Below are 22,462 nucleotides of genomic sequence, written 5' to 3'. Positions count from 1 at the left end.
CGTCACCTCCTTGTTAGAACTTCTTCATGACATCTTCGTCGGCATTGCGGCTGTTAACATGCGCCCTGATCCACTCGGCGTCTCCATCCACGAAGACGCGAACGCTAGGACGCGGAGCATCGTTCGATACATTGACCTGGTGCTGTACTTTTCCTTGCAGCGACTTCTTGAAGTTGTTCATGTTGGCGTCGATGTCCGTACCGATCGCCGGGTTGAACGCTTTGGTCATCTGTTTGGCTGCTCCTGCGGTCGAACGGACCGCCCGCTTGGTGTTTCGGTCGATACCAATAGCTGCGCCATCCATCAGCCAACCGCCGTATTGTTTGAATATTTTCGACGGGGAATTGATCCCGAGGGCTGATTTCGCTCCTTTTAGAATGCTTTTTGCACCTTTTTTCACAGCGCCTACCGCAGCGCCAATTTTGCGTTTAATCCCTTTGATTAAGCCCATGATTAAGTCGGCGCCTGCGCTGGCAAAGTTGCTCACAAATGATTTCACGCGGTTCACCATGTTGGTTACACCTTCGCGCACTCGAGAAGCAGCATTGCTCATGCCTTTGCTTATTCGAGAAATAAGGTTGCTCAGCGCATTACCTACCAGCGCTTTGATGTGGTTCCATGCTTGCCGGATTAATGACTTGGCAATTTCCATCCCAGCTCGAATCGCGCTCTTAATACGATTGAATCCGCCTTTTACATCTCCTTGAAGGATCTGCATGGCGCCTTTTACAACTTGCTTAATGACTTTCCAAGCCACATTAATGAGCGCTTTTACGGTATTCATGACCGTGCTGATGATTTGGCGGACGGTATTGAATCCAGAGGTTACTGCACTCCGAACATTGTTAATCGCATTCGTTACTGCTGATTTAATGGCATTCCATGCATTTGTTATTGCTGATTTCACCGTCTTCATGACATTAGTGATCGTATTTCGGATCGCATTCCATACGGACGTCACCACGTTTTTCACTGCATTTACCGCTGAAGACACGCCTGACTTAATAGCGTTCCAGGCAGAAGTAATCGCTGATTTCAGCCCATTAACTGCGGCAGTCACACCTGTACGAATCGCATTCCATGTTGTAATCGCTCGCTGTTTGATCGCATTGACCGCGGTCACGACTACGTTTTTCACTGCGTTCCATACAGTTGTTACGACAAGTTTTATCGCATTTAACGTCGTTTGTGTCCGCTGCTTCATGGCATTCCAACCATTCGTAACAGCATTTTTTATCCCGTTAAATATTGGGCCAAACACGGATTTCAACGCATTCCAGAATGTGGTCCATATCTGCTTAATGGCCGCGCCTGCTGAACGGAATAACTGCTTAATCGACTCCCAGCCGCTTTGGAGTGCAGCCGTGATTAACGGCCATACGGCTTTAACGATGCCTGTAAGCAACTGCCATCCGGCTTTGAAAATCGCCTGTACGGCGGTTAATGCGCCCCGGAAGATCATTTTGACGCCTTCCCACATGCCTCGAAGGTCGCCCGTGAAGAGCGAAGCAAAGACTTTCACAATGCCGAGTACAACGTCAATGCCGCCCTGCACGATGCCGGATATGAGTGTCCATGCCGTTTGGAACACGGTTTGGATCAAGGACCACCCGGTACGGACCACCTGCGCCATGACCTGCATGCTGGAACTAAAGATTTGTTTCAGTAAGTTCCATCCTTGCTGTACAATCGGACCAATGAACGCCCAAGCCGCCTGGAAGACCTGCGTGATCATGTTCCATAAATTTTGCGTTGCTTGAACGATCTGTTGTCCGTTCTGGTTCCAGAATGTTTTGATCTGCGCCCATATTTCGTTGATGAACTGCATGACGGTCTGCATCGCGGTTTGAATGGCGGTTTGGATTTGTGCCCAAGTTTCTTTCACCGCCGTAATAAGCGGCTGCAAACCCGTCATGAAGGCCGCTTTAATTTGCTGCCAAATGCCAACAAAGAACTGGACGATCGACTGCCAGACCGCGCGAATGTCCACACCAAATGCGTTCATGATCGTCATGAGGAAGGTTTTAATGGCATTCCACGCAGCAATCGTGCCTGCCTTGATCTGATCCCAGTACATGATGATGGCTATCGCCAGACCGGCGACGGCTGCAATAATCAAGCCGACTGGGCCTAACAGCGTGAGCATGCCTGCGCGCATGACCATCATGGCTCCATTCACAACTGTGCTAACCATTTTGAAACGCATGAGTTGTTGAAATAGTGGCCCGATGAACGTTCCTACCTGAATCAATGCCGGAACGAGCATCATAAATGTTCCTGCGAGCACCGTAAGCCCACCAATAATCAACCCAACCACTGGATGCAACTGTAGGAAGTTAGTAAGCACCGGAAGCACCGCATTGGCTACGGAAAGCATCGCCGATCCGACAGGAGCCAGCGCGACCCCTAACGCAATTAAGAAGTTCGTGATGTTGCCAATTAAGCTAATCACTTTCGGTCCATTGGTCGTGATGTAGTCGATAAACTGCTGAAACGCCTTGGATTCTCCAATGGAAGCCGACCACTCCCGAAAACGAGCGGTCATTTCTGCTAACGCTGCAAAGATCGTGGAGCTGTTCGAGGCAAACGCCTTAAACAGGTTAATGATGCCCATGAATGTATTGCCAAAGATTTGCCCGATGAGCGGCAGATTCGTTTTGACATAGTTAATGAATGTCTGAAGCCCCTGCGAATCAGCCACTCGGGCTGCAAACGCATCAAACTGCGCTGCCATGTTCTTGAGCCCGTTCGATACGTAAGACATGAGCGGTTCGAACGCTACGGTCAGACGCATGAGGCCTTTCACAAACAGTCCCGCCGCCTGAGCGAGCGAGGTGAAGATACTTACGCCCGATGAACCCATGAACTGAAAGAAGGACTTAGCTACCGGCGACGTGGCCATGAATTGCTTAAATTGCGAGGTTAACCCAACCACCGCTGTCGCCATGCCCTTGAACATCGGCATCGCCATTTGAACGGCGCTGTTGACTCCCTGCAAAGCATTAGCAAACGCCAGCGCTACTTCCGGCGCTATTGTATCCACAACGCCCTGCCATGATTTTTTCAGTGTGCTGAGCACCTGCATGGCCTTCACGTTCTCGGCTGTACTTGCTGCCGTGCCTTCAATGATCGACTGGATAGTTGGCGCAGCCGCCGCCCCAAATGCCACAGCGGCTCCACCAGCTACGCCAAACGAGGACGCTAATGCGAATGCTCCGCTTCCAACTACGCCCAGGGCATTCCCTACCGCCATAACGGCTGGCACCATACTGGCAATGATCGGTACAGCTGTGGTGATGTTAGAAATAACGGCACCTTTGATCTGGTTAGCAAACACAATACCAAACGAGTGAATCGACTTCGCTAATTGCGCCATGCGATCATCAAAACGATCCGTCGCCGCCATCAAACCTGCCCACGCTGCCATGAACGGGTGATGATCCATTTCAGCTCGGCTCCGTATTTTGTTCGGTATGCTGCGAAGCATGGCTTTAAGTGCCGCAATTTTCGCTGCTGCAGCGCCAATATTAAAATCAGCCGTGGCAGATCGTTTGATTTTGCCGAAACTTGCCAGACTAGTTCGCGCACTTGCTAATTTCCGTTTAAGCGCTTGGGTCGTGACATCTAGCACGCCGGAGGCTTTCATGTTTTGGAACCTTCGCACTTGATCCCGAGCTACGGCGCTCTGTCGTACCACATTACTGGCATCGGCAGTCAATTTTGCATCTTTGACGCTTTCTACCTGACGCTTGTAATTTTCAATAATGCTCTTGGCCTGCCGGATGGGACGACGAAATTTTTCAATATTCGCTTTGACCTCCGCACTTACGCTATAATCAGCCATGTTCTTCACCTTCCTTTCGATAGAATTCTTGAACGCTCGCAAACAAGGACTGCGCGCTCGATTGTTTGGCTTTTTTCGTCTTTTCTTTCGGAGAGCAGCCTAACTCCAGCGTTTTCAATGCATCCTCGTAGTCATACCAATCGTCCATTTGTTTAAATCGGTATTCTTCCTTTTGGTTCTTACCAGTGCCAATGGTTTTGGTCGCCCCTACCTCGCGTTCGCTGTACCAGGCGAGCCGCCGCAAATCATAATCCCGCTCAACTTCCTTTTTCTCCGCTGCTCGCTTCATTTGATAGAAATCATACAGGGTTAAATCTTCCGCTTCATCGGGACGATAAATGCCTTGGAACTTCCAAATGGCATAGTTGATAAAGTCGTCAAACGTTACGAGTTCATTGGCGTTGTCGCTTCCGTCATCGGTGTCTCTTGATGAGTTACTGGTGTCTGTGCTTCCTCCACTTTGTACTTCGCTTTTTGCTCCTCGCTGAGCATCGAACGGGTTGCGGGTTGCTTTCCCAGTTCATCTAAAATCTCGTCTGCGAATGGTTGGAGATCGCCTCCGTGCTGCTCTGCTACATCGTTCAGCAAATCAAACATTTCGTCATCATCGGACGGGATATAAGCCGCGCCAAATTTCTTTTTCAAGTGAGCAAGGCCGCCTTCTACCGCCGCTGCTACTGCAATCATGTTGCCGGATTCCAAGTTAGGAACCAACGTTCCGATGCCTTGGCCCATTTGCACGTCATCCATGCCGAACCCAAGGGTTTTGTCGATCTGGCGAATGGCTGTAAGGTTAAATTTCAGTTGAAGGTCTTTGCCTTTGTAATTGATATGCATGTAAAAATCCTCCTCGTAATCATTCAGAATGTCATAAAAAAGAGGAGAGGTTCGCCCCCTCCCCTAAGCTGCTTTATGCCGTTGGCGTGCTATCGTCGGTCGATGTTTCTGTTTCCGAGCTATCCGAAGTGAAATACTCTTCCAACGGTTTATTGGCGTTCGCTTTGTCTTCTTCGGTGGCGTTCGAGGCCGCGGTGTCATCCATGCGCTGGAAGACGTAGTTAAGCATTCTCTCGTCCTGCGCTGGAATCGGCGTGTAGTTGATCTGGTATTTGCCTTCCGGCAAGTACGTCAGCTCCACTTCCGGGTTATCTTCCGCGCCATCGGTCCCGCTGTATTCTGTGATATAGCCTTGGCGATACTCCGCGAAATATTCCTTCGTGGTCCCATCTGCACCGGTTTTGCTTTTCTCCATGTAGACGATCCACAATTCATAGCTAATGTCATCCCGCACGGAAAGTTTGAAGCGGATGTGCTGATCGAAGTCGTAGCTCCGAATGCCAGTCACCGTCACTTCATCCTCCAGGGAAGCACTGGAGCTAACCCCGCCATCTTTTGTGGGCGTCGATTCCCGATCTCGCGTTGGTGCGTTTTCGATTTCTGTTTGAAAAAGCATTTTCCATGCTGTTGTTGCACCAAACTCACGGAAATACGCAATGACCTTGTTGCCGTCGCCTGCTTTTTGCGTCATAGTGATTCCTCCTTATATGGTTTCAAATTCAGCACTGATCGTCCCGTGCCACAACAACGTGCTTGTGCTGTCGTCGTGCAGCTCATTGCTGTTGAGCGATATATTCTTCACAGTGAATCCATCCATTTGCCGCTGATAGCGAATGACGTTCTCCAACTGGTACACCATATCCGTGAACGCGCCGCGGTCGTTCGCTAAGGCCCACACGTGAGCGGTGATGCCAAACGCCCCGCGGATTACGTCTTTGTTGTCACGGATGTCGTTGCCGATCACTTCACCGATATGAACAAACGGGTAAGGCGGATCGCCATGCTGGGCCTGCATCGTATCGACCGTATAAAAGCCGCGTCCCAGGGACCCGGCAAAGATGCTGTCGTATAGTTGTTGCTTCGGATTTTTCGGCATGCGCTCACCCCTCGACCAGCCGTTTGAGATCGGCGTAGTATTGCTGGCGCTGCATCACAACCATGTCGAACAAAAAGCGGGTCGCCCCGGTGTAGTACCTGGTGCCATATTCAAGGTAAGCCGCGTAATCCGTGTTCACGAGCGTTTCGTAGTGCATGGACTCGATGCGCTCGGTCGTGGTGTTACGCGCCGTGAATCCGGTCCAATAGCCCCGGTCAAAGCGTGCCCGCTCGTTCTTGATCGTGTTGCCCGTCAGTTCCATCGTATTGTTTTTCGTGATGGTGTTCACATCGTCCTCAATGTTTTCTTCCATCCATTCGAGGTGAGCGATCAGTTCATCGAAGCCATCTACCATGCACTCACCGCCTCCAGGTACAGCACGCCGTCATGGCGGTAATCCTGATGCCGAACGATCTTGTACTTCTGTTGCCCGATCATGGCCCCGTCCGCTATCACCTGGAGGGGGCGCTGAAAGCGGGCAATCAGTACCTGTCGCTCAACACTGCCAAAGACCGCCTGTTGCGTTTCGATGCCCGGCGTGGAGGTGTTGCAGGGAAAACTCCCTAACGGCGTCTCCTGCCGCTCCTGTTTGGATGTTTGAGGATTATATTGCAGATCTCCGAGTTCGTAGAGGGTAATTCGCGAAGTGTACCTCAAAAGAACATCACCGAGCCCGGCTGTTTGCCGCTGGTGTCCGGCAGATAACCGAATAACAGATGCATATAGCCTGCAAAGTCGTCGTCCTTGTAGGTCACGGAATGTCCCTCCACGTTTTCTTTTGACATTCCCTCGCTGCCTAAGCGATTAAAGCGTTTGACCGCTACTTCAACGATGATAAATTCAATTTCGGGCGGGACGGTGGTTAAGTCCGTGTTGTTCTTGAACCATAGCGTCAGCCATGCCTGCGTATGCTTGATGATTAAATCAATCTGCGCGTCTTGAAGCGTATCCGTGATGCCTAAGAGCTTTTTGACATCCTCCCGCATCAACTATCGCCTTCTTCCTCCTGTTCAGGCTCCACTTCCTGAATGAGTGGTTCGCCGGCAGCGTTGTTCTTACCCGCCAGTTCCTCAATACGGGCTTTCTTCCCTTCACCGGTGCGCGTATACGGTTCGCCCGCTTCCCAGACCTTGCTTTCGTTCTCTTTGTCGCGGAATCGCTTGATCACTTTGAACTCATTGCGCCAATCCATGAAAAGCCCTCCTTACTTGGATTTCTTACGGCCTTTGGTCTTTTTATTCTGTTTCAGCCGCATGTCTTTGTTGGTGCCTTTGCTCGGCTTACCTTTCGCCATTGGAAAGACCTCCTTCAATTAATTGTTGGTCTCTAGTTTTTACGCTGTTGGTTCTGTTTCAGCGGCAGGTTCTACTTTGGCGAACGCCTCGTCTTGCGTCACCATGAAAGCAACATCCATCGTGGCACGCATCGCAATCATTTCACGCTCGAATAGGTTGATCGGGTTGCCATCCTGATCCGTAATTGTGGAAATCTGTCCAGTCGTCGTAAGCTCGTAGTTCATGTTGTACGGGATGCCGTAGCGCATTTGATCGAAGTCACCTACGTACAGGCGTCCTTTTGGCATTTCCGACGACTTCAGATCAATCACCGGCAGGCCGTCAATGCTGTTCGCGTTGCGGTCATACAGGTAAACCGGAGCGGCGTCTGTGCCTGTAACTGCATCTCTCAAGAGAGAACGGTTCTGCGACTTAGAAATGAAACCGTTTGGATCAAAGTCGTTATCTGTTACAAAGTCCTCTGCTTTCAGAATGTTCGATGCGTTTAGATCACCAGTAACGATGTTCCCAGTCGTCGTAATGCTCTGTTCCAGCGACTGCGCGAATGGATTGTCCGTGTTCAGCAGCGCGGCTTCGTCAAACTTCAAGCGGAACGCTTTCTGGATCTGCGGGCGCATTTCTGTGAAGAAGTCCGCCATCGTATACTGAAGGTATTCGCGTGTCGCCAGGAGGATTACACCCAGTTTCTTCGCACGCATGGTCGCTGTGAGCCATTCCGCTTTGCTCGTTTGGATACGTTCGCCTTCATCCACCCAGTAAGCGCCTGGTCCATTCGCCAGGAAACTGAATTCTTTCTCCGGTTTGGTCATCGGTTCGTTTTGAGCCGCCTGCATAACTACTGAATTAGCCTGCACGTCCTGCAGGATCAGCGTGCCATACTCTTTCGGCACCGCTCCTTCTTTCATGTCACTCATGAGGACGTTTTGCGGGTTAAATGTTTGTTCTGGCATTCCTTCTCACTCCTTAGTTAAATTTGCGGAACTTCTCAGCGTTTTGTGCTACAACGTCCTGAAAGTTCGATGCGCCTTGCGTGGTGCCGCTGCCTGTGGTGTCGGTTGGCGTTTCCTGCCGGAGCCCTTCGCGAATGCCCTCGTTCACCGAAGCGTCCCACTCTTTCTTGAGCGACTGAATGGTAGCTTTGATTTGTTCGCTGTCGTTCAGCGGAAGCAGGGTCTCAGCAAACGATTGCGGCAGCTTCTGATCATGCAGATCGTCTTTGATCTCTCCCAGAAGTTCGCGATTATTCAGCTTTTGCTCGCGTTCCTGCAGTTCCTTCTGCCGGCGCTCGTAGTCCTTCTCCTGCTTTTCTTTTTCGCTGAGGCGGGCATATTCTTCCGCTTCACGCCGTTCCTGCTCGATCTGCTCCTTCATTTCCTTCTGGAGCTTCTTGCGTTCACGGCTCAAGCGTTGCTCCACAGCGCTGTTTACTTCCTCTTGCGTAAACTTGGCTTCCTGTTGTTCTTCTGTATTGGTATCATTCGTTTCATTGCTAGTAGTCTGCTCGGTTTGCTCTTGGGCATTCGTGTTTTCTTCCGCCATGATTCACCCTCCTACCGTTTTACGCCCGTCGGCTAATCTCCATGCAGCTTTTAGCGTCCTCCGCACGTTCTGGACCATAAAAAAATCACCCTCCGCTAAGCAGAGAGTGCGTTATTCGGTTTTCGTTGCTGGTTCGTGCAGGATGCAGCCAAAGTTCGGCTTCACATTGCTGTTTGGATGGATCGGCGTGTGTTCGTTCGTACAGCGTCCCTGTGGCTCGGTGCGATGCGGCATGAGTGCGTTGTAGTGCGCGCATGTTTTGCATTGGTCCATGCTATCCCTCCTGCTTGTTGTAAAATTCCTGCTCCAGCTGAGCCGGCGTTTTTTCCTTCTGTGGTTTCGGTCGATCCGGTGGTTTCTTTCCCGGTACGTGCTCGAGCTTCCGGTCAATACTTTCTAAGAGCGTGGCAATGTGTTCCAGTGCATCCGCTTGTCGTTTTTCATGATCTGCCATGTGATCCCGCCTTTCTCCTAAAAGGTATAACGACCTTCTCGTTCTGCAAAGAAGGATTCGCGCCAGTCGCCAATGTAAGGAATCGTGCTCGAGCGGCAGTTCGGATGCATCGGCGGCGCATTGACCCCCGGCTTCATATCTGCCACGTCAAAGACCTCTTTGTTTAAGCCTCGGCACGTCTTTGTGGTGCGATTATCGATCACGGCGATGTATTGGTATTGCTTCACGTCATTTGCTTCATACGAAAGCTTCTGGCCTTCCATTTGCACGCGAGCGGTCTCGGTGATGAGTAACCGTTTGATCTGCCCGGTGTTTGCTCGGAAAGACCGACGATAAGTCGCGATGTCTTTGTACGGATGCACGCCCCGCGTCATCGCATTGGTAATCGTACGAAATAACTTAATGCGCAGCTGCTTCATGTTGTTCCAGATGCGCGTGCTCCAGGTCGCTCCCTGGAACGATGCACCGACAATCGCCTGCACCCGATCCAGCGTTACTCTCGTCGCTTGCCCGAGAATGCCGGCCTGTCGCTCGATTTCCCGATAAAAACTGTTGTTCAGGTATTCGCCCAGCACGCCGATCTGATCCACGGCCATTGCAATCAGGTGCGCATTGATCTGTGCTTTGAGCAGCTTCTCCCGGTTGATGCGCATGGTCACGTTATAGCGTTTGAGCTCCCGATTCGCCCGGTCCGAGAAGTTTTTCTCCTGTACGTAGCGGGCAGCGGTGCGCTGATAGCTTTCCACATCGGTTTCATTCACAGTTTGCAACGCTTCTGCCCGCGTGAGGTTGTTATCATCCGCATATTTCGCATACAGCCGATCAATCTCTTTCTCGGATTCCTCCACGGCGGTCCGCATGATGCGCTCCATCTCCTGCATGACTTCCTCATCCTTCATGTTCTCCCGCTTCAGATTCTCTCGTTCCCGGCTTTCCCAGTAGCTTTGCTCATCCATGCTCATGTGTTGTCCCTCCCCACACCGGAGAAGTCCTCCTTGTCATACTGAGCTTCTTCAGCTTCATCCTCTTTGCGCAAGCGTTCCATTTCAGCCTGCTTATCCTTCACAATGGATGGAATCAGATCGAACGTGGTTTCCTGGCTGAGGCGTCCGCCGGCTTTCATGAACTGCTCCAGCTGTTCACTGAGCGATTTCGGCAGGTTCGGCGTGAATACCACGTCAATATTGTTCACCTCGTTCGGATCAATCGCGTTTTCGTCCTTCGCTTTGGTGCTCATGTTCGCAAAAATACGGTAGCGGCGGATCATCGCTTGCCGGAACAAGCGCTCTTTCATCGCCCGCACCTGCTCCAAGCCAAACAGCTTGTACTTCATGGCTTCGCCCGTCTGCTGCCCGGCAAAGTTCTCGTCGTTCATGTTTGGCGTGTTCGTGAACTTGTGAATGTCTTCCTGCAGGCGGTCCTTGTAACTTTCCACGCCCTGCACGTCATACTTCTTGTAAATGAAATCGGCGTCTGCCCGTCCTTCGCGCCCCTCTTCATTGACCGGCGGCTGCAGATACAAGAGCTTGGCTTTCCGCTGAGCAACGGCTTGTTCCAGCGTCATGTTCAAATTGCCGGTAATCTTCAGCAACGCATCGTTCAAGTCGGTCATGTAGTTCGCGATGTCCGACTGCGCGGCATCGTACAGGTCAATCAAGTTGAGCACGTTCTCAAAGTCACCCTGCCGGTAGCGGTTGTTGCGGTATTCGTTCAGTGGGACCGTTTGCCAGCCATGCGGAATATTCTTTTCTTCTTTTAGCTGAATATCTGCCGGCTGGTCCACGCGGTAGCTGATGATTCGTGTATCCGTGTACAGCTCCACGCTCATGCACGGCGCGTTGTTCTCGTCCGTCCATTCTTTGTAGCGCACCCCGGCTAACGGGCGCATGTCTACGGTCGTGTCGTACACCACGAAGGTGTGCTTGGCATCCGAGCGGGACACGCGGTTCTTGTCCTCAAAGTTGCGGTAAAACAGCTCAAAGCCCCGGCCGAAAATAGAACAATCGAGAATAAGGTCGCTGTTCAAGCCTTCCGCGTCATTTACCTTGTCCGTCTGCTCGATGGATGTGGTGACATTCTCCTTCGCATGCTGTGGCTTGATCGGCACGCCAGCTAAATAACCTTGAATAAACGTACTTACGTAGCGAGCGAAGTTGTGTGTCGCTCGGTGGTCCGCATCCTCTTCATACGTCCGGCGGCTGGAGCGTTGCAGGATCTCCTTGTTGTCGCCCCGGTAGTAGGCCTCTAGCTCTTTCAGGCGCGGCTGCTGCTTATTCCGGTGATGCTCGACCAGTTTTGCCAGTCGTTCCGGTGTGAGCTCACTCAGACTCGTTAAGCGATAATCCAGATTCGCTTCCGGGTCAAAGCGGCTGTTGCCAAAACGGTAGCGGCTAACGTCAAGGTCGCGCTCAAAGTTGTTTACGCTGTCTGTCACAAGACCACCTCCTTAGAATTTGAATGCTTTCATGGCGTTGTAGGTTTGTTGCTCATCGCGCTTATCGGTAATGTGGTAGCGTTCCATGCTGTACCGGAGCGCATCGATGAGGTGGTTATTCTTATCAATCGGCTTGTTCAGCCAGTTGCCTTCTTTGTCCTGATCGAACAGATAGGTATTAAATTCTTCAATGGCATGTTCGCACGATGGATGAATATAAATCCGAAAGCCATGCAGGAATTGAATGCCATGCATGATACTGTCCTTTTTCTTGATCGCCCGGTGCAGGCGGCGCACGCCCATGTTTCTCAACTCAGCGTTCGTTCGTGCATCCGAACTGTCTGCAGTGATGGATGCTTTCAGCAGTCCTTTTTGTTCCAAGGCTTTATAAATATCCTGCGTAAGCATACCGGTTTCGTAGTGCTCGTCATAGATCCACAGCTCTTTGTTCTCCATATCTACAATGCTGGATACAATAGCGGTCGGATCCTGTGTGAAGCCATAGTCAAGGCCGTGGGTTGTTTCCCCAACCTCTTTAAGCTTGGCTAATTTATCGAAGTCCTTGACCTCGAAGTTCTCAAAGACCAGCCCTTCCGCCACGCCCCACTCCCCGTCCGCCACAATGCGTGCCCGCCTCGGGTTCGTGCGGTACAGATCGAGGTAACGTGCCACGTCCACAGCATCCAGCCATTCGTTGACGCGGAAAGTCGTTGTCGTCGCAAACGTGTCCGCTTCTCTCGTTTCCGGATCAAAGAACATCGGCTTGAGCCAATGTCGCTCACTCCACGGGTTAAACGTGACCGTGACCTGCTTAAAAAAGTCCGGAGCAGGATGGCTCCCCCGAATCGATTCCACGACTGTCCGAAACTTCTCAGCATTCTCAATCTGATAGGCTTCTTCAAACCAAGCCCAGCATAGAATGCCGACATCCACCGTAATGGAGGTAATTTTCAGTTCATCATCCAGGCCGCGGAAGAGAATCTTTTGCCCCGTGGGCATATAGGTAATCTCCGGGAGCGATTCATTAAACTTAAACAAATGAGCGACCCCCTGCTGGGAAGCCGCCCATTTCAAATCCGTATACGTCGATTGCTTGTTCGTATTCGAGTAGCGGCGCACCACGAGCAGATTCGCCCACGGATACTTCATGATCCGCTGAATGAAGTTATGCGCCGTATTCTTGCTTTTCTTGCTCCCCCGGGAGCCTTTGACCACCCGGTAGAACTGCTTGTTGTTCCAAAAGCGGTTGTAGCCTTTTCCGATAAGCTGTTTCTGCGAAATAGCTTTAGTCGTCATCGTCTGGCACATCCTCCACAAAGCGCGGAGTGATGTCTTTTACCTCATGCTTCTCGGTCCAGATGCCGTATCGTTTACCGATTAATTCTGCCGCTTTGATACGTTGGTTTGCGGGCACATCCATGTCAGCAATCATCTGCTCGCCCATACCAATGCCTTTGAGTACTTGTTCTTTGTGTTCTCCACGCATGATAGAGGTGAGATAGGATAGCACTTCCTCCTGGTCAGCGATGGCTTTGCTTTTGAGTTCTTCCAATCGCTTGTCGATATACGAACGGACATTAACATTCCTTAACAGTCTGCTTCCTCCTGCGTTAGCTGAGTTTTCTTTTGTTACATTCTGATAGGCATTCATATATGATCGCATCACATCGCCAGTACGAATGTACTCATCCGCAAATCGTTGTTGTTTTTCTGTTAACTTAGCCACCCTCTCACCTCCTTAGCTTTATATCCTCAATACGGGCCAGGAACCTCGTGCTCCTCTTTACAGCCCGTATTCAAGACACAAAAAAACACCCACCCGGAGGTAGATGCTTGGTTTTATCTAAAAAAGTTTTCACCTGCTACTAAGAGATCGGTTGTATTCCCCTTATTTAATTGCGGTTCGTATTTGACAATCAAAGCCGCTCTCTCTGAATGTTCATTTTCCACATCTAAATTTCCTAAGTCCATACCCACAATACTTTTTTGCACTAAATTAGTAATTTGAAGCAGATAAGACGGTTTACCATGAAGATCTTTGCCTGGTTTTAATACAGCGGAAGCAAATGTTAACTCTTTTCCTTTATGCCATATTTTCTCTATATGGTAGCGTGGCAATTGCATGCAGAATACCTCCCTAGAATGTAGTTCATTCCTTATTTCCACATCATCAGGGGAAAACCCTTCATGTTCCTACCATAAATTCATAAAAAAGGACGCTCGCAAGAGCGCCGGAGGGCTTTGTAGGTGCAGAGCACGTCTCTAAGAGATGCCCTACCACCGCCAGTGTACCCGAGAAAATATGAAAAACCTAATATGTTTCGTTTGTTTCGTTATTATGTGGATAACTCGGGGATAGCATGACTTCCGCACACTCCGTAATCAGCCGGAATATATGTCCTTTGCTTCTATTCATCACCTGGGCCGCTTCGTAATACGTATAGCCTTGAAGTCGTAATGCAAACGCCATCGCATGCGTATCTTTGGAGATGCGATGCTGGCGGTTTTCGATATATCGCACTTTATGTTCCAGGTCTTGCAGCGTGAGATTCTGACGCATGAGATGCAGCACGTTCTGCGCTACCACGTCACTATGATCGCCACCCTGCGCTTTCGGCATCCCTGCTTCTTCCCCGTACTGAGAGACTAATCCCATGCCCACATCCTCCACATAGGATTGCTGGAGCTCCCGGATCGCTTGAATGTTTTCGCGATAACTGCCGATCCATTGCACGATATCTTTGACCTGTGGTTCTTGGTGTTTTGCTTTCATGTCTGCTGCGTTCATCCAATCGCCCCTTTATTTCGCCCTCAGCGCCCCGCTTTTGGCTCGTTTGTATGTTTGCTTGTTTATCCCCATGAGCTCTTTGACTTCTCGCTCCAAGAGCTTCTGCTTTTTCTGCTTTGGTTTCTTTTTCATACATACCCCCTGACAAAAAAGAGGACACCAAATTACAGCGTTTTGCTGTGATTTGGTGTCCTCCAGTGGGCCGGTAGAACGATGCTATTAAATTAAAAATAAACAAATTTATAATCTTCATAATCTAAATTGCTAATTGATAAACCTAAGCTTCCCCTCATAGATAAAACAGTTTGTGCATATGCATCCTTTAATTCGTCACTCAAACGCTGGCGATTTTTTTGATTAATTGCCCCATTATTAAGTTCTATATTTATCCTCAAGAAATTAGACAAATCTTTTATAACTTCTTCATCTCCCCACAACCAAACTTCATCATAACTTTCCAAAAAGTTATTTTGATACTCTACTCGATTTTCTTCAGAAACTCTATTTCCTACCATCACCACCATGTATTTCATGATTTTAATATAGACGTCTCTTTTATTTTTAATTAGTTCTTCTTGATTATCATAATTAATCTTCAATTTACTTTCGTGTTCCTTCAACTTTTTACTAAAGATGTATTTAAAGTATAAAGCGCCTCCCGTTATAAACACTAAATTTAAAGCTGAAATCAGTAGTGCGTACAATGTATCACCTCAATAAGCTTTTTAGTTAAAACTACCCGCTTATCCTACTTTAACTACTTGCTTTTCATCTCTATTTCAAGACACCAAAGCGCTATGCTGTCGTTCAGTGTCCTCCAGTGAGCTGGTAGAACTATAACCTATACTTCTTTTTGATATCTTTCCACTTTGTCTCTAAATTAGATACCCTGTTGCTAAAATGTCCGATCTTTTGCTCAAGTTCTTGTTTATTCTCCTCTGAGGTAGCATCTTTCTTAGAGAGTTCACCTAATTCGTTAAAAGTTTCATTAAGTTCACTATAGAAATTCTTTAATAGTAACGCATCGCTAGTAACCATTACGTTTTTAGTGTGGAGCTTGGCGTTTATGCTGCTCACAGTGGTAATTCTATTGTTATACCACGCATGAGCTTGCTTTCTATATTCTTCTTTTTTAAAAATCTCTTTCATATGTCCAATAAGTAAATTAATTTCATTCTTCTCTTCAAATAGTTCTATTCTTTTAGGTTCTCTTTCTCTATAAATATATTTATTTTCATCAAGTTTATGAACTATCCCTGCGGACAACAAAGCCGCAATACTTGTTGAAAAAAACGTCCCGTATACTTGAAACAATTGACTCGAATCAACATTTCCATATGAATAAAATAAAATTCCCATTAAAAAAAGTCCTGCAGCACTAATACCTAGCAACCAAAAAATTACTTTAGTCAAAATTTCAACTCCATTTTATTAACACGAATATCTTTATGATTTCACAGCTAATTTTTAACCCTAGAACTAGCTTAATTCTTACCTCTTTTTAATTATTCAATAAGGTTATTGAATAATTAAATTAGAATAATTAATTAAACTTGTAAATTAAATACTAAAACTCTTCCCCCTCGTCCCATTTCACCCGCTTTACTTTCCCCTGGTGTGTCACTATCTTCGTCTCTCCATGTTCAGGCAACGGTGCACAACGCACGCGCCCCTGAGACACCACGAGCACGAATGGTTCTTCTGAACTAAGTATATCAAAATTTAGTTTACCTGTAACTTCATCCCAGCTAATATCGGTCATGCGTTCGGCCATGCTCTCCCTCCATTTCTATCTCAGCTCCACGCCCACTGAATCGTGTTCCACCCAAATCCTATAATCATTAATAAGATTACTGTAAAAAGCACGGCAATAAGTATGTCCCCGAGTACTCGTCCAAACTGTTGCACGCTATACCTCCTCAAATCTGCCCTGCCTTGTGCCGGTCCCAACAGTACGCAAACAGTTCACCCGGCTCCCAAATATCGCTAAAATGATGCCAGCCCGACCGGAGCGGTGTGAATTTGCAATAATACATCTCCGGTCCTTTGTGTATCGTCTGAAACATCACCACGCCCCATACCTGCCGCTCTTCGCTAAACACCCGCGTGCCTGGTTCGTAATGCATGTGCCCCGCCCCTTTACATCAGAACTTTTGCTTCCAAGTAGTTTTACACTTATGCACAAAAGGCTTTCCCAGCACCCAAATGACAACCCCCGCAGACAAAACGATATACACGTACTCCATGGCTTCTCTCCTTATCCAAGCTAGGTTTTATGCTTCACGGTCTTCACAAACATTTGTCTCGGTTCCTTCATCGTCCAAAAGCTCAGAGTCGCAGCTCCCACATAAACGTGTTACTTCAAAGCCCTCAAATGTGTATTCCGCTCGAACCCTATACGCCTTTCGACAGCTATCGCAGGTGACTTCTTCTTCATCTTCGGTCCAATTCGCCTCGTTATCTTCAACAATGCGATCACAATAAGGACAACTTTGATATTTTAATAATTCGCTCATAAGCACCTCGTAAAAGTTAGATTTTATTTTGCTTCTTAAACTTCTTCACATCGTCCAACTCACACCAGCCACCGAGTCCTGCATGATACGTGACTAACGACAGCTTCTGCGGATACTCCTTCTCGAACAGTTTAAGCTTCAAGCGGAATTCTGGGGTCTCCATCCCTTTCACATCCACGGTCTCGATGCTCCCGTCCTTGTGTTCAATCTCAAAGTCCGCCACGTATTCAATCTTCCGATGCGTTTTGCCGTTCTTCGTAAAGGCCTCCTGGAGCAGATACCGTGGCTGTAGCTTGAAATCTTTGATATCACCGTGCATTTTTAACCACAGCAGTTGCCGATAATAGCCGGCTTCGAGCTTGCTATCGAAGCTATGCCCATCCACCGTGACTTTCTGAGCTCTATACTTATGCTTTTTCTTTTTGCGAAACTGCTGAGGATTCATGCGCTCGGTTTTGTTCATACAGCACCTCCGCCGCCTGTAGTATTTGTTTCTTATCCGCCCCGGTTTCTTGCTGCAGCTGCTGGAACAACTCCTGATTACTCATCCCGAACCTCCTCATCAAAACGGGTTTTGAACGAATATTCTGTACGACACTTGCCGGTATCTTCAAACTGCATGCGTGTGAATTTTTCGTTACTATACATCACTTCGTAGATCCGCCCTTGCGGTGTTCGCCAGCGGGAGTATGGGGCTTTAACATTTGTCTCCATCTGTATGTCTCCTTTCTAGCTTCTCTGAGCCAATCTCCGCCATGTTTGTCGTAACTTTGAATATTTGTACTTCTTTGACAGTTGAAGGCGCAGAGAAGCCCCTGTGTTTGTCTCCTGCGTTGTTAAGCGTTCTGCCCGCCGTACCAGTCCAGGTGATCAGCCGGAAGCTTTACTTCCTTCTGCTTCAGGTACATTCGCTTGGTCTGCTCCTTAGATGCTTCCGCCGCTTGCACCGCTAGCTTCATGCCTGGGACTTTCCGCAGCTGTTCAATGGCTTGTTCCTGCTGATGTAGGAGCTGATATGTGGCATTCATGCTTTCACCATCCTTTGATCTTGGTAATGCTTTTCTGCTTCCTTAAATCGCCTCATATTTCGTGCGACACGCTCCTGCCGCAGCTGCTCTTCTTTTTCGTTTAGGGTCCAACCACGCATGATGATCGCGCAGTCGGGGTATCGTTTAGCCATTCGCCCTCAGTCCTTTCGTCCGGTAATTGTCGCCTTTGAGCTCGATGGTGTACGCATCTTCATTAATAATTCGGCTCGCATCCCGTTCACCCATAAGCTGTTTTAATTCATCCGGGCCATAGTTGCTGGTATAGATCGTGCTTCGTCCCTGGCGATTATCAATGAGATCAAATAGCTTTTCTTCCACCCAGTCATTCCGGTTTTCGGCCCCGATGTCATCCAGAACAAGCAGGTCGATTTGTTCTAAGATGCTGAACAACTGATCTTCCGACACATCGCTGTTCTTGTTATAAGTGTTTCGGATCTTTCGCAGCAGCTTCGGCACCGAAATAAAGATGGCCGGATACCCTTTTTCCATCACCGCATTGGCAATACTGACGGATAAATGACTTTTGCCTAATCCCGGATCTCCGCTGTAATACAGATTAATCGGCTTATGGGGATGAAACTTTTCAACAAACTTCTTCGCGTTGCGCAAGGCTCGTTCTTGACTCTCATTCGCCGTTTCGTAATTATCGAACGTGGCCCTGGAGAGGGCTCGATTGACTAAGCTATGTCGATCAAAAGCTTGCATCGCTTTCGAGTGCTTCAACCGCTTCAGCTGCTCCTGGGCTTCCTTGGCCAGCTTCTTCTCTTCACACTTGCAACCGAATCGGAATTCTTTCATTTGCCCTTTCTTCGGCCCGCCCATGATCTCCGCTTCGTAGACCTTCACGGTTTCCCCGCAGTCACAGCTCGTTTCGTAAAGAAGTGTCAATCCATTGGGTGCCGGAATCTTGGCTTTCTCGATGTTCTCCATGCTTGCTCTCCTCTCTGCGCTTTCGTTCGTTTAACGCCTGCTCGTAGGTATAGAGGCCTTTGTCTTTCCAGTTATTTAAAATGCCCAGCACATAATTAAAACCGGATCCGTTGCTTGCTGCCTTCTCAATGGCAAAACAGATCATTTGATCTTCCATGCCTTGTTGCTCGAAATAACGAATATGATTGTTGATTTGAGTGTTTGGAAATTTCCCATAACACTCTTGGTATTTTTCAAATGGGTTACGCTCAGAAGATAATGAAACGGCATTATTACTACTGCTGTTGTTTAATTCATTATTAGTAGAATCTTTATTACTTAAATCATTATTACTATAGTGGCTGTTTTGTACATGTACGTTTTGTACATCTGCATTTTGTACAAGTGGGGAAACGTCAGACCCTTCATTTTCACTCCCTTGCATGCCGTCCACTTGGCTGTTTTGTACAAGTGGATTTTTGTCATTGTGGAATTCGGGGTTAAACTCTGGTCGCTCGTACACCTCGTACACCCACTCTTGAATTTTTCCTTGCTCGCCTTTAATCGGATATTTGCGGATATAGCCCACGTCCTCTAACAGCTTCATGCCATTACGCACCGATCGTTCGCCCTCTTTTGTGTGATTCACCAGGTCATTCATGCGAACTTTCCAACCGTCCGGTTTAGAGAGAATGTACGTTAGAATGCCCTTGGCTTTGAAGTCAATCGTGCTGTCATTAATAAGGTATTTATCAATCTGAGCAAATGGATGCTCTCGCTTTACTGTCCGAATAAAACTCATACTCTCACCCTTTATCGTTAATCGGAGGCACCCCACCTCCTTCTTTTGGAACAACTATTGCTGTGTGCCCTTTGATTTCTTTCAGTTGTTTATCTGGATGTGCCTTTTCAATGTATGCCTGCACATATCGCTGATAGATCCGTTTCTTATCCTCCCGGGTCTCCCCATTCCGCCCAGCGACCTGAGCGAAATGAAGCGGGAGAGGAATGATATGACGAACCATTAGTCAAACGGTAGATCTTTTTGGCTGTCGTCCTTGTTCTCCTGCTTTGGTTCTTCGACTGGCGGTTCCGACGATTCTTCTAAGGGATCCGGACCTTCCTCAATTTCCGTATACTCCGCGTCCAACGATTCCCCGTTGATCTCTCTGCGTTCTTTCGGTTCTTTCGCTTCTTCACTGTAGGCGGTCTGCATGTCGATGGAGAGGATACCCCACTTGCTGAGCATGTTCCGGATGACCGTTTTCTTCGCCATGGCGTCCCAGTCATTCTTCCAGCCGAACCCGGACTTGCTGAACTTGTTTTTGTGCGCTTCGATCTGTTCTTTGCTCCAATATACGGTCTTACGGAAACCGTTAATAAGTTCAAAGAAGCCCGCATAACCGATCACCTTATCCGACTCTTTGGCTTCGAAGTCGATCTCCATTTCTTCGGTGAGCTTATCCCACTTCTGCAGCTCCCCTTCATGAACTTCAATTACGTTGATGTTGCGGTACTGGCCGGTGCGAAGCGCCAGTTGAATGAGTCCTTTATAGCCAATCTGAAAGGTTGCAGTGTTTCCGTACGGAACGATATAGGCATAACCGAGGTTCTTATCGACGGGCAGGTCCATCGTAGCCGCGACCATGGCGGAGCTGATCACACTCATCGGATCGCATTTCTTCAGCATCTTTTCGGAGTTATAGAGGTTCAGGATACTGGTCATAAATTGAGAGGAGCGCTTGCCCAGGTTTTCTTCAAAGCGCTTTTTAACCGTTGGCGATTCGAGTAAAGCCTTCAGTGAGGTCCCTTGCGTATTGGCTGGAGCATTGTTTCCATTGGATTTTTGCAGATTGTTTTTCACGGAGCTGTTCGTTGCCATTCGTAATTCCTCCTAGAGTGGTTTAATGTCAAAGCGGCGGCTGACGGATTCAGTCATATAACCTTCAGCCAGTCCCGGCTTTTCACGTTTGAGTTTTTTCGTATCAAGACGTTTTGAGGTGACGTTCTTCCATTTGATTTCATAACCGTTCACGTAGGCGATCTCTGCGGATTGCATTTCGTATTTCAAGTGATTCTTAATTTCCTTCTTGCGTTCATCGAGCGTCTTGATCTGCGTGTCGATCTCCTGCAGCTCCTCGACCATCGTTTGTTCTTTCTTGCCCAGGTTGATGCTTTCGCCCTGTTCAGCGGTATCAAATCGTTCCGCTAAGAACTTTTCAGCGGCGCTTGAGCCGTCCAGGGCCGGCGGTTGTTGCGGCAGAACGTGGTTTTCCCAGAACTCCCTCTCGCGTTGGATCACCAAGTCAATCAGTTCTTCGTCGCGTTCGATCTCTTTCCAGACAAATTTCTGTCCGCCGATCAAGACCGCAATATAGGCTTTCTGTTTATCCAGCACTGCCATATAGTGCTGACACTGCAGCAGGTAGGCATCCGGTACTTCTTCCTGCTCCCAGTCGCCGGAAAGAAACTGGTTCGCCGTCTTGCATTCAAGAATGGCGTCTTCTCCGATCACGATGCGGTCAATGTTTGCCAACATAAACGGATAGTCTTTGTGGCGGTAAATGGCGTTTCGTTTCTGGACTTTCTTGCCGGTACGCTCCTGGAACTCGTTAGCCACAATGCTTTCGAGTTTGTTTCCCCAGTGAGCAGCTTCACTCGTGGTTCCCTCCGGCACATGGTCCGGTTGTTTTTCGAGCCATACTTCAAAGGCCGTTTTGTATTTGTTCAGACCGAGGACGGCGGAAACATCCGATCCGCCTAATCCCGACTTGCGGTGCTTTAGCCATTCCTCCCGGTTCATGTCTTTGGTCTGCGTCAGTACGTGGCTCATAAGCCCCTCCTTGTGCTATAATCAAGCTGTAGATTATTTTCTTAACTCGCTGTGTCCGCAGCGGGTTATTTTTGTGCCATGCGTTCGTGATTTATCGATACGTATTCGTGCCATTGTTCTTTGGTAAACTCCACTTCCATCTTGGTCATGTTGATCTTGGCTCCGACGACGCTGACGCGGTATTGATCGAAGCTGTTGCGCGGATACGGGAGCTTGCGGAAATTTTGACTCACTGCTGTTCACCTCCTTGCAGGGTTTCCAGTTGCATGAGTTTATCCAACACTCTCCATGCCATATCCTTTTTAATTTCTTGCTCTTTGGCTTCTTCGATTTCTTTCGCCTGGAGCGCTTGATGATAAGCTTCATCCGCTTCTCGGTAGCAGCTTAATAGTTCACCCTGGAGCTTAGAGAAACTCTCGTTGAATGTTTCTGTGTCTTTTAGGACTCCATACAAGGTATCTTCTCTCTCTTTCTGTCCTAACGAAGCTGCTTGGTACATCTGGCCAATCCATCGTCCTCGTAGTTTTTCCATTTAGCTCTCCTCCTCACAATCTGCACATAGTTGATATTCATCCGGCAGCAAGAAACATTCGCAATGATCGCAGTGTTGCTCCCTGCGAGCCGGGGCTAGTGTGCTGCTGACAGCCCTGATCTTGTAATCCTCATTCATTAAGTGACCGTACTGGCTTTCGTGAGGCTCTAAGTCTTTTAACATATTTCTCTTCCTCCTTGAATTTGATATAATGGAGGTATTCCAACTCAGGAATCCCCTAGAGCGTCAGTTGTTCCCGCAACTGGCGTTCTTTTATGCTGCATACATAATGAATCCAATCGCCATCACCGCCAGATACATGATCATGTGATTTAC

35 protein-coding genes are annotated in these 22,462 nt (G+C 48.4%); 1 reads left to right on the top strand and 34 read right to left on the bottom strand.

Annotated elements, in window-relative coordinates; translation table 11 throughout:
• Positions 1 to 13 precede the first annotated feature (13 nt).
• From B5066_RS09105 to B5066_RS09080, 6 genes are all read right to left on the bottom strand, one after another.
• Entirely contained in the window at positions 14 to 3,844 is a 3,831-nt protein-coding gene (locus tag B5066_RS09105) for a phage tail protein (protein WP_079475619.1), read from the bottom strand.
• Positions 3,837 to 4,133 (bottom strand): hypothetical protein, encoded by a 297-nt coding sequence (locus B5066_RS09100; RefSeq protein WP_079475618.1) that lies wholly within the window; start codon positions 4,131 to 4,133, stop codon positions 3,837 to 3,839. Before B5066_RS09100 ends, B5066_RS09105 begins: the two co-directional genes overlap by 8 nt.
• Positions 4,134 to 4,228: 95 nt before the next feature.
• A complete protein-coding gene (locus tag B5066_RS09095) occupies positions 4,229 to 4,681 on the bottom strand; it encodes a tail assembly chaperone (RefSeq protein WP_079475617.1) in 453 nt (150 codons plus the stop codon).
• Between the two features lie 73 nt (positions 4,682 to 4,754).
• Positions 4,755 to 5,372, bottom strand: coding sequence for a phage major tail protein, TP901-1 family (locus tag B5066_RS09090; protein ID WP_079475616.1), 618 nt, complete (start codon positions 5,370 to 5,372; stop codon positions 4,755 to 4,757).
• Between the two features lie 12 nt (positions 5,373 to 5,384).
• Positions 5,385 to 5,777: a DUF3168 domain-containing protein gene (locus B5066_RS09085; RefSeq protein ID WP_079475615.1), complete on the bottom strand. Its 393-nt coding sequence runs from the start codon at positions 5,775 to 5,777 to the stop codon at positions 5,385 to 5,387.
• Positions 5,778 to 5,781: 4 nt separating this feature from the next.
• Complete coding sequence (locus tag B5066_RS09080; RefSeq protein WP_079475614.1) at positions 5,782 to 6,132, bottom strand: HK97-gp10 family putative phage morphogenesis protein; 351 nt, start codon at positions 6,130 to 6,132, stop codon at positions 5,782 to 5,784.
• 47 nt (positions 6,133 to 6,179) lie between these two features.
• Here B5066_RS09080 and B5066_RS16710 point away from each other — a divergent pair, with 47 nt between their 5' ends.
• Positions 6,180 to 6,344 (top strand): hypothetical protein, encoded by a 165-nt coding sequence (locus B5066_RS16710; protein ID WP_179124073.1) that lies wholly within the window; start codon positions 6,180 to 6,182, stop codon positions 6,342 to 6,344.
• A gap of 86 nt (positions 6,345 to 6,430) precedes the next feature.
• Here the strand turns inward: B5066_RS16710 and B5066_RS09070 are convergent, their stop codons facing one another.
• From B5066_RS09070 to B5066_RS08955, 28 genes are all read right to left on the bottom strand, one after another.
• A complete protein-coding gene (locus B5066_RS09070) occupies positions 6,431 to 6,763 on the bottom strand; it encodes a phage head-tail connector protein (protein ID WP_079475612.1) in 333 nt (110 codons plus the stop codon).
• A complete protein-coding gene (locus B5066_RS09065) occupies positions 6,763 to 6,969 on the bottom strand; it encodes a hypothetical protein (protein ID WP_079475611.1) in 207 nt (68 codons plus the stop codon). Before B5066_RS09065 ends, B5066_RS09070 begins: the two co-directional genes overlap by 1 nt.
• A gap of 141 nt (positions 6,970 to 7,110) precedes the next feature.
• Positions 7,111 to 8,022, bottom strand: a complete 912-nt coding sequence (locus B5066_RS09060) for a phage major capsid protein (protein WP_079475610.1) — start codon at positions 8,020 to 8,022, stop codon at positions 7,111 to 7,113.
• Between the two features lie 13 nt (positions 8,023 to 8,035).
• Entirely contained in the window at positions 8,036 to 8,611 is a 576-nt protein-coding gene (locus tag B5066_RS09055; RefSeq protein ID WP_079475609.1) for a capsid assembly scaffolding protein Gp46 family protein, read from the bottom strand.
• Positions 8,612 to 8,722: 111 nt separating this feature from the next.
• On the bottom strand, positions 8,723 to 8,884 hold the full coding sequence (locus tag B5066_RS16705) for a hypothetical protein (protein WP_179124072.1): 162 nt from the start codon (positions 8,882 to 8,884) through the stop codon (positions 8,723 to 8,725).
• Between the two features lies 1 nt (position 8,885).
• On the bottom strand, positions 8,886 to 9,065 hold the full coding sequence (locus B5066_RS09050) for a hypothetical protein (RefSeq protein ID WP_079475608.1): 180 nt from the start codon (positions 9,063 to 9,065) through the stop codon (positions 8,886 to 8,888).
• A 17-nt stretch (positions 9,066 to 9,082) separates the two neighbouring features.
• Positions 9,083 to 10,027, bottom strand: a complete 945-nt coding sequence (locus B5066_RS09045; RefSeq protein WP_079475607.1) for a minor capsid protein — start codon at positions 10,025 to 10,027, stop codon at positions 9,083 to 9,085.
• Positions 10,024 to 11,499, bottom strand: a complete 1,476-nt coding sequence (locus B5066_RS09040; RefSeq protein WP_079475606.1) for a phage portal protein — start codon at positions 11,497 to 11,499, stop codon at positions 10,024 to 10,026. Before B5066_RS09040 ends, B5066_RS09045 begins: the two co-directional genes overlap by 4 nt.
• Positions 11,500 to 11,511: 12 nt before the next feature.
• Positions 11,512 to 12,795 carry a PBSX family phage terminase large subunit gene (locus tag B5066_RS09035; RefSeq protein WP_079475605.1) on the bottom strand — a complete coding sequence of 428 codons (1,284 nt, stop codon included), beginning with the start codon at positions 12,793 to 12,795 and terminating at the stop codon, positions 11,512 to 11,514.
• On the bottom strand, positions 12,785 to 13,225 hold the full coding sequence (locus B5066_RS09030) for a terminase small subunit (RefSeq protein WP_079475604.1): 441 nt from the start codon (positions 13,223 to 13,225) through the stop codon (positions 12,785 to 12,787). Before B5066_RS09030 ends, B5066_RS09035 begins: the two co-directional genes overlap by 11 nt.
• A gap of 113 nt (positions 13,226 to 13,338) precedes the next feature.
• Positions 13,339 to 13,623, bottom strand: coding sequence for a hypothetical protein (locus tag B5066_RS09025; protein ID WP_079475603.1), 285 nt, complete (start codon positions 13,621 to 13,623; stop codon positions 13,339 to 13,341).
• 187 nt (positions 13,624 to 13,810) lie between these two features.
• Positions 13,811 to 14,287, bottom strand: a complete 477-nt coding sequence (locus B5066_RS09020; RefSeq protein WP_079475602.1) for a hypothetical protein — start codon at positions 14,285 to 14,287, stop codon at positions 13,811 to 13,813.
• Positions 14,288 to 14,511: 224 nt separating this feature from the next.
• Complete coding sequence (locus B5066_RS09015; protein WP_079475601.1) at positions 14,512 to 14,991, bottom strand: hypothetical protein; 480 nt, start codon at positions 14,989 to 14,991, stop codon at positions 14,512 to 14,514.
• A 130-nt stretch (positions 14,992 to 15,121) separates the two neighbouring features.
• Entirely contained in the window at positions 15,122 to 15,700 is a 579-nt protein-coding gene (locus B5066_RS09010; protein ID WP_079475600.1) for a hypothetical protein, read from the bottom strand.
• 154 nt (positions 15,701 to 15,854) lie between these two features.
• On the bottom strand, positions 15,855 to 16,061 hold the full coding sequence (locus B5066_RS09005) for an XtrA/YqaO family protein (protein ID WP_179124071.1): 207 nt from the start codon (positions 16,059 to 16,061) through the stop codon (positions 15,855 to 15,857).
• A gap of 145 nt (positions 16,062 to 16,206) precedes the next feature.
• The gene (locus tag B5066_RS09000; RefSeq protein ID WP_079475599.1) at positions 16,207 to 16,413 is read right to left on the bottom strand and encodes a hypothetical protein; all 207 of its coding nucleotides are present in this window, start codon (positions 16,411 to 16,413) and stop codon (positions 16,207 to 16,209) included.
• Between the two features lie 147 nt (positions 16,414 to 16,560).
• Entirely contained in the window at positions 16,561 to 16,803 is a 243-nt protein-coding gene (locus B5066_RS08995; RefSeq protein ID WP_079475598.1) for a hypothetical protein, read from the bottom strand.
• Between the two features lie 16 nt (positions 16,804 to 16,819).
• Positions 16,820 to 17,266: a DUF1064 domain-containing protein gene (locus B5066_RS08990; protein ID WP_179124070.1), complete on the bottom strand. Its 447-nt coding sequence runs from the start codon at positions 17,264 to 17,266 to the stop codon at positions 16,820 to 16,822.
• On the bottom strand, positions 17,211 to 17,351 hold the full coding sequence (locus B5066_RS16700; RefSeq protein ID WP_179124069.1) for a hypothetical protein: 141 nt from the start codon (positions 17,349 to 17,351) through the stop codon (positions 17,211 to 17,213). The genes B5066_RS08990 and B5066_RS16700 overlap by 56 nt, the downstream gene beginning before the upstream one ends.
• Positions 17,344 to 17,517: a hypothetical protein gene (locus B5066_RS16695; protein ID WP_179124068.1), complete on the bottom strand. Its 174-nt coding sequence runs from the start codon at positions 17,515 to 17,517 to the stop codon at positions 17,344 to 17,346. Before B5066_RS16695 ends, B5066_RS16700 begins: the two co-directional genes overlap by 8 nt.
• A gap of 122 nt (positions 17,518 to 17,639) precedes the next feature.
• On the bottom strand, positions 17,640 to 17,831 hold the full coding sequence (locus B5066_RS08985; protein ID WP_079475596.1) for a hypothetical protein: 192 nt from the start codon (positions 17,829 to 17,831) through the stop codon (positions 17,640 to 17,642).
• A complete protein-coding gene (locus B5066_RS16690) occupies positions 17,828 to 17,983 on the bottom strand; it encodes a hypothetical protein (protein WP_179124067.1) in 156 nt (51 codons plus the stop codon). Before B5066_RS16690 ends, B5066_RS08985 begins: the two co-directional genes overlap by 4 nt.
• Entirely contained in the window at positions 17,976 to 18,782 is an 807-nt protein-coding gene (locus B5066_RS08980; RefSeq protein ID WP_079475595.1) for an ATP-binding protein, read from the bottom strand. The genes B5066_RS16690 and B5066_RS08980 overlap by 8 nt, the downstream gene beginning before the upstream one ends.
• Positions 18,712 to 19,563, bottom strand: coding sequence for a DnaD domain protein (locus tag B5066_RS08975; protein WP_079475594.1), 852 nt, complete (start codon positions 19,561 to 19,563; stop codon positions 18,712 to 18,714). The genes B5066_RS08980 and B5066_RS08975 overlap by 71 nt, the downstream gene beginning before the upstream one ends.
• A gap of 222 nt (positions 19,564 to 19,785) precedes the next feature.
• Positions 19,786 to 20,643, bottom strand: coding sequence for a recombinase RecT (locus B5066_RS08965; RefSeq protein WP_079475592.1), 858 nt, complete (start codon positions 20,641 to 20,643; stop codon positions 19,786 to 19,788).
• A gap of 12 nt (positions 20,644 to 20,655) precedes the next feature.
• Positions 20,656 to 21,594 carry a YqaJ viral recombinase family nuclease gene (locus B5066_RS08960; protein WP_079475591.1) on the bottom strand — a complete coding sequence of 313 codons (939 nt, stop codon included), beginning with the start codon at positions 21,592 to 21,594 and terminating at the stop codon, positions 20,656 to 20,658.
• 65 nt (positions 21,595 to 21,659) lie between these two features.
• The gene (locus B5066_RS16685; protein ID WP_179124066.1) at positions 21,660 to 21,827 is read right to left on the bottom strand and encodes a hypothetical protein; all 168 of its coding nucleotides are present in this window, start codon (positions 21,825 to 21,827) and stop codon (positions 21,660 to 21,662) included.
• Positions 21,824 to 22,126, bottom strand: coding sequence for a hypothetical protein (locus tag B5066_RS08955; protein ID WP_079475590.1), 303 nt, complete (start codon positions 22,124 to 22,126; stop codon positions 21,824 to 21,826). The genes B5066_RS16685 and B5066_RS08955 overlap by 4 nt, the downstream gene beginning before the upstream one ends.
• Between the last annotated feature and the right edge of the window lie 336 nt (positions 22,127 to 22,462).

The organism is Marinococcus halophilus (assembly GCF_900166605.1).
GTDB lineage: Bacteria > Bacillota > Bacilli > Bacillales > Marinococcaceae > Marinococcus > Marinococcus halophilus.
Note: the sequence above shows the minus strand (reverse complement) of the source record. Positions and strands in the feature narration are given on the sequence as shown.

What these genes read in the sequence shown, in the direction of transcription:
- B5066_RS09105 (WP_079475619.1), bottom strand. Translation starts at nt 3,844, where the DNA reads ATGGCTGATTATAGCGTAAGTGCGGAGGTCAAAGCGAATATTGAAAAA.
- B5066_RS09100 (WP_079475618.1), bottom strand. Translation starts at nt 4,133, where the DNA reads ATGAAGCGAGCAGCGGAGAAAAAGGAAGTTGAGCGGGATTATGATTTG.
- B5066_RS09095 (WP_079475617.1), bottom strand. Translation starts at nt 4,681, where the DNA reads ATGCATATCAATTACAAAGGCAAAGACCTTCAACTGAAATTTAACCTT.
- B5066_RS09090 (WP_079475616.1), bottom strand. Translation starts at nt 5,372, where the DNA reads ATGACGCAAAAAGCAGGCGACGGCAACAAGGTCATTGCGTATTTCCGT.
- B5066_RS09085 (WP_079475615.1), bottom strand. Translation starts at nt 5,777, where the DNA reads ATGCCGAAAAATCCGAAGCAACAACTATACGACAGCATCTTTGCCGGG.
- B5066_RS09080 (WP_079475614.1), bottom strand. Translation starts at nt 6,132, where the DNA reads ATGGTAGATGGCTTCGATGAACTGATCGCTCACCTCGAATGGATGGAA.
- B5066_RS16710 (WP_179124073.1), top strand. Translation starts at nt 6,180, where the DNA reads ATGCCGAACGATCTTGTACTTCTGTTGCCCGATCATGGCCCCGTCCGC.
- B5066_RS09070 (WP_079475612.1), bottom strand. Translation starts at nt 6,763, where the DNA reads ATGCGGGAGGATGTCAAAAAGCTCTTAGGCATCACGGATACGCTTCAA.
- B5066_RS09065 (WP_079475611.1), bottom strand. Translation starts at nt 6,969, where the DNA reads ATGGATTGGCGCAATGAGTTCAAAGTGATCAAGCGATTCCGCGACAAA.
- B5066_RS09060 (WP_079475610.1), bottom strand. Translation starts at nt 8,022, where the DNA reads ATGCCAGAACAAACATTTAACCCGCAAAACGTCCTCATGAGTGACATG.
- B5066_RS09055 (WP_079475609.1), bottom strand. Translation starts at nt 8,611, where the DNA reads ATGGCGGAAGAAAACACGAATGCCCAAGAGCAAACCGAGCAGACTACT.
- B5066_RS16705 (WP_179124072.1), bottom strand. Translation starts at nt 8,884, where the DNA reads ATGGACCAATGCAAAACATGCGCGCACTACAACGCACTCATGCCGCAT.
- B5066_RS09050 (WP_079475608.1), bottom strand. Translation starts at nt 9,065, where the DNA reads ATGGCAGATCATGAAAAACGACAAGCGGATGCACTGGAACACATTGCC.
- B5066_RS09045 (WP_079475607.1), bottom strand. Translation starts at nt 10,027, where the DNA reads ATGAGCATGGATGAGCAAAGCTACTGGGAAAGCCGGGAACGAGAGAAT.
- B5066_RS09035 (WP_079475605.1), bottom strand. Translation starts at nt 12,795, where the DNA reads ATGACGACTAAAGCTATTTCGCAGAAACAGCTTATCGGAAAAGGCTAC.
- B5066_RS09025 (WP_079475603.1), bottom strand. Translation starts at nt 13,623, where the DNA reads ATGCAATTGCCACGCTACCATATAGAGAAAATATGGCATAAAGGAAAA.
- B5066_RS09020 (WP_079475602.1), bottom strand. Translation starts at nt 14,287, where the DNA reads ATGAACGCAGCAGACATGAAAGCAAAACACCAAGAACCACAGGTCAAA.
- B5066_RS09005 (WP_179124071.1), bottom strand. Translation starts at nt 16,061, where the DNA reads ATGGCCGAACGCATGACCGATATTAGCTGGGATGAAGTTACAGGTAAA.
- B5066_RS09000 (WP_079475599.1), bottom strand. Translation starts at nt 16,413, where the DNA reads ATGCATTACGAACCAGGCACGCGGGTGTTTAGCGAAGAGCGGCAGGTA.
- B5066_RS08995 (WP_079475598.1), bottom strand. Translation starts at nt 16,803, where the DNA reads ATGAGCGAATTATTAAAATATCAAAGTTGTCCTTATTGTGATCGCATT.
- B5066_RS08990 (WP_179124070.1), bottom strand. Translation starts at nt 17,266, where the DNA reads ATGAACAAAACCGAGCGCATGAATCCTCAGCAGTTTCGCAAAAAGAAA.
- B5066_RS16700 (WP_179124069.1), bottom strand. Translation starts at nt 17,351, where the DNA reads ATGAGTAATCAGGAGTTGTTCCAGCAGCTGCAGCAAGAAACCGGGGCG.
- B5066_RS16695 (WP_179124068.1), bottom strand. Translation starts at nt 17,517, where the DNA reads ATGGAGACAAATGTTAAAGCCCCATACTCCCGCTGGCGAACACCGCAA.
- B5066_RS08985 (WP_079475596.1), bottom strand. Translation starts at nt 17,831, where the DNA reads ATGAATGCCACATATCAGCTCCTACATCAGCAGGAACAAGCCATTGAA.
- B5066_RS16690 (WP_179124067.1), bottom strand. Translation starts at nt 17,983, where the DNA reads ATGGCTAAACGATACCCCGACTGCGCGATCATCATGCGTGGTTGGACC.
- B5066_RS08980 (WP_079475595.1), bottom strand. Translation starts at nt 18,782, where the DNA reads ATGGAGAACATCGAGAAAGCCAAGATTCCGGCACCCAATGGATTGACA.
- B5066_RS08975 (WP_079475594.1), bottom strand. Translation starts at nt 19,563, where the DNA reads ATGAGTTTTATTCGGACAGTAAAGCGAGAGCATCCATTTGCTCAGATT.
- B5066_RS08965 (WP_079475592.1), bottom strand. Translation starts at nt 20,643, where the DNA reads ATGGCAACGAACAGCTCCGTGAAAAACAATCTGCAAAAATCCAATGGA.
- B5066_RS08960 (WP_079475591.1), bottom strand. Translation starts at nt 21,594, where the DNA reads ATGAGCCACGTACTGACGCAGACCAAAGACATGAACCGGGAGGAATGG.
- B5066_RS08955 (WP_079475590.1), bottom strand. Translation starts at nt 22,126, where the DNA reads ATGGAAAAACTACGAGGACGATGGATTGGCCAGATGTACCAAGCAGCT.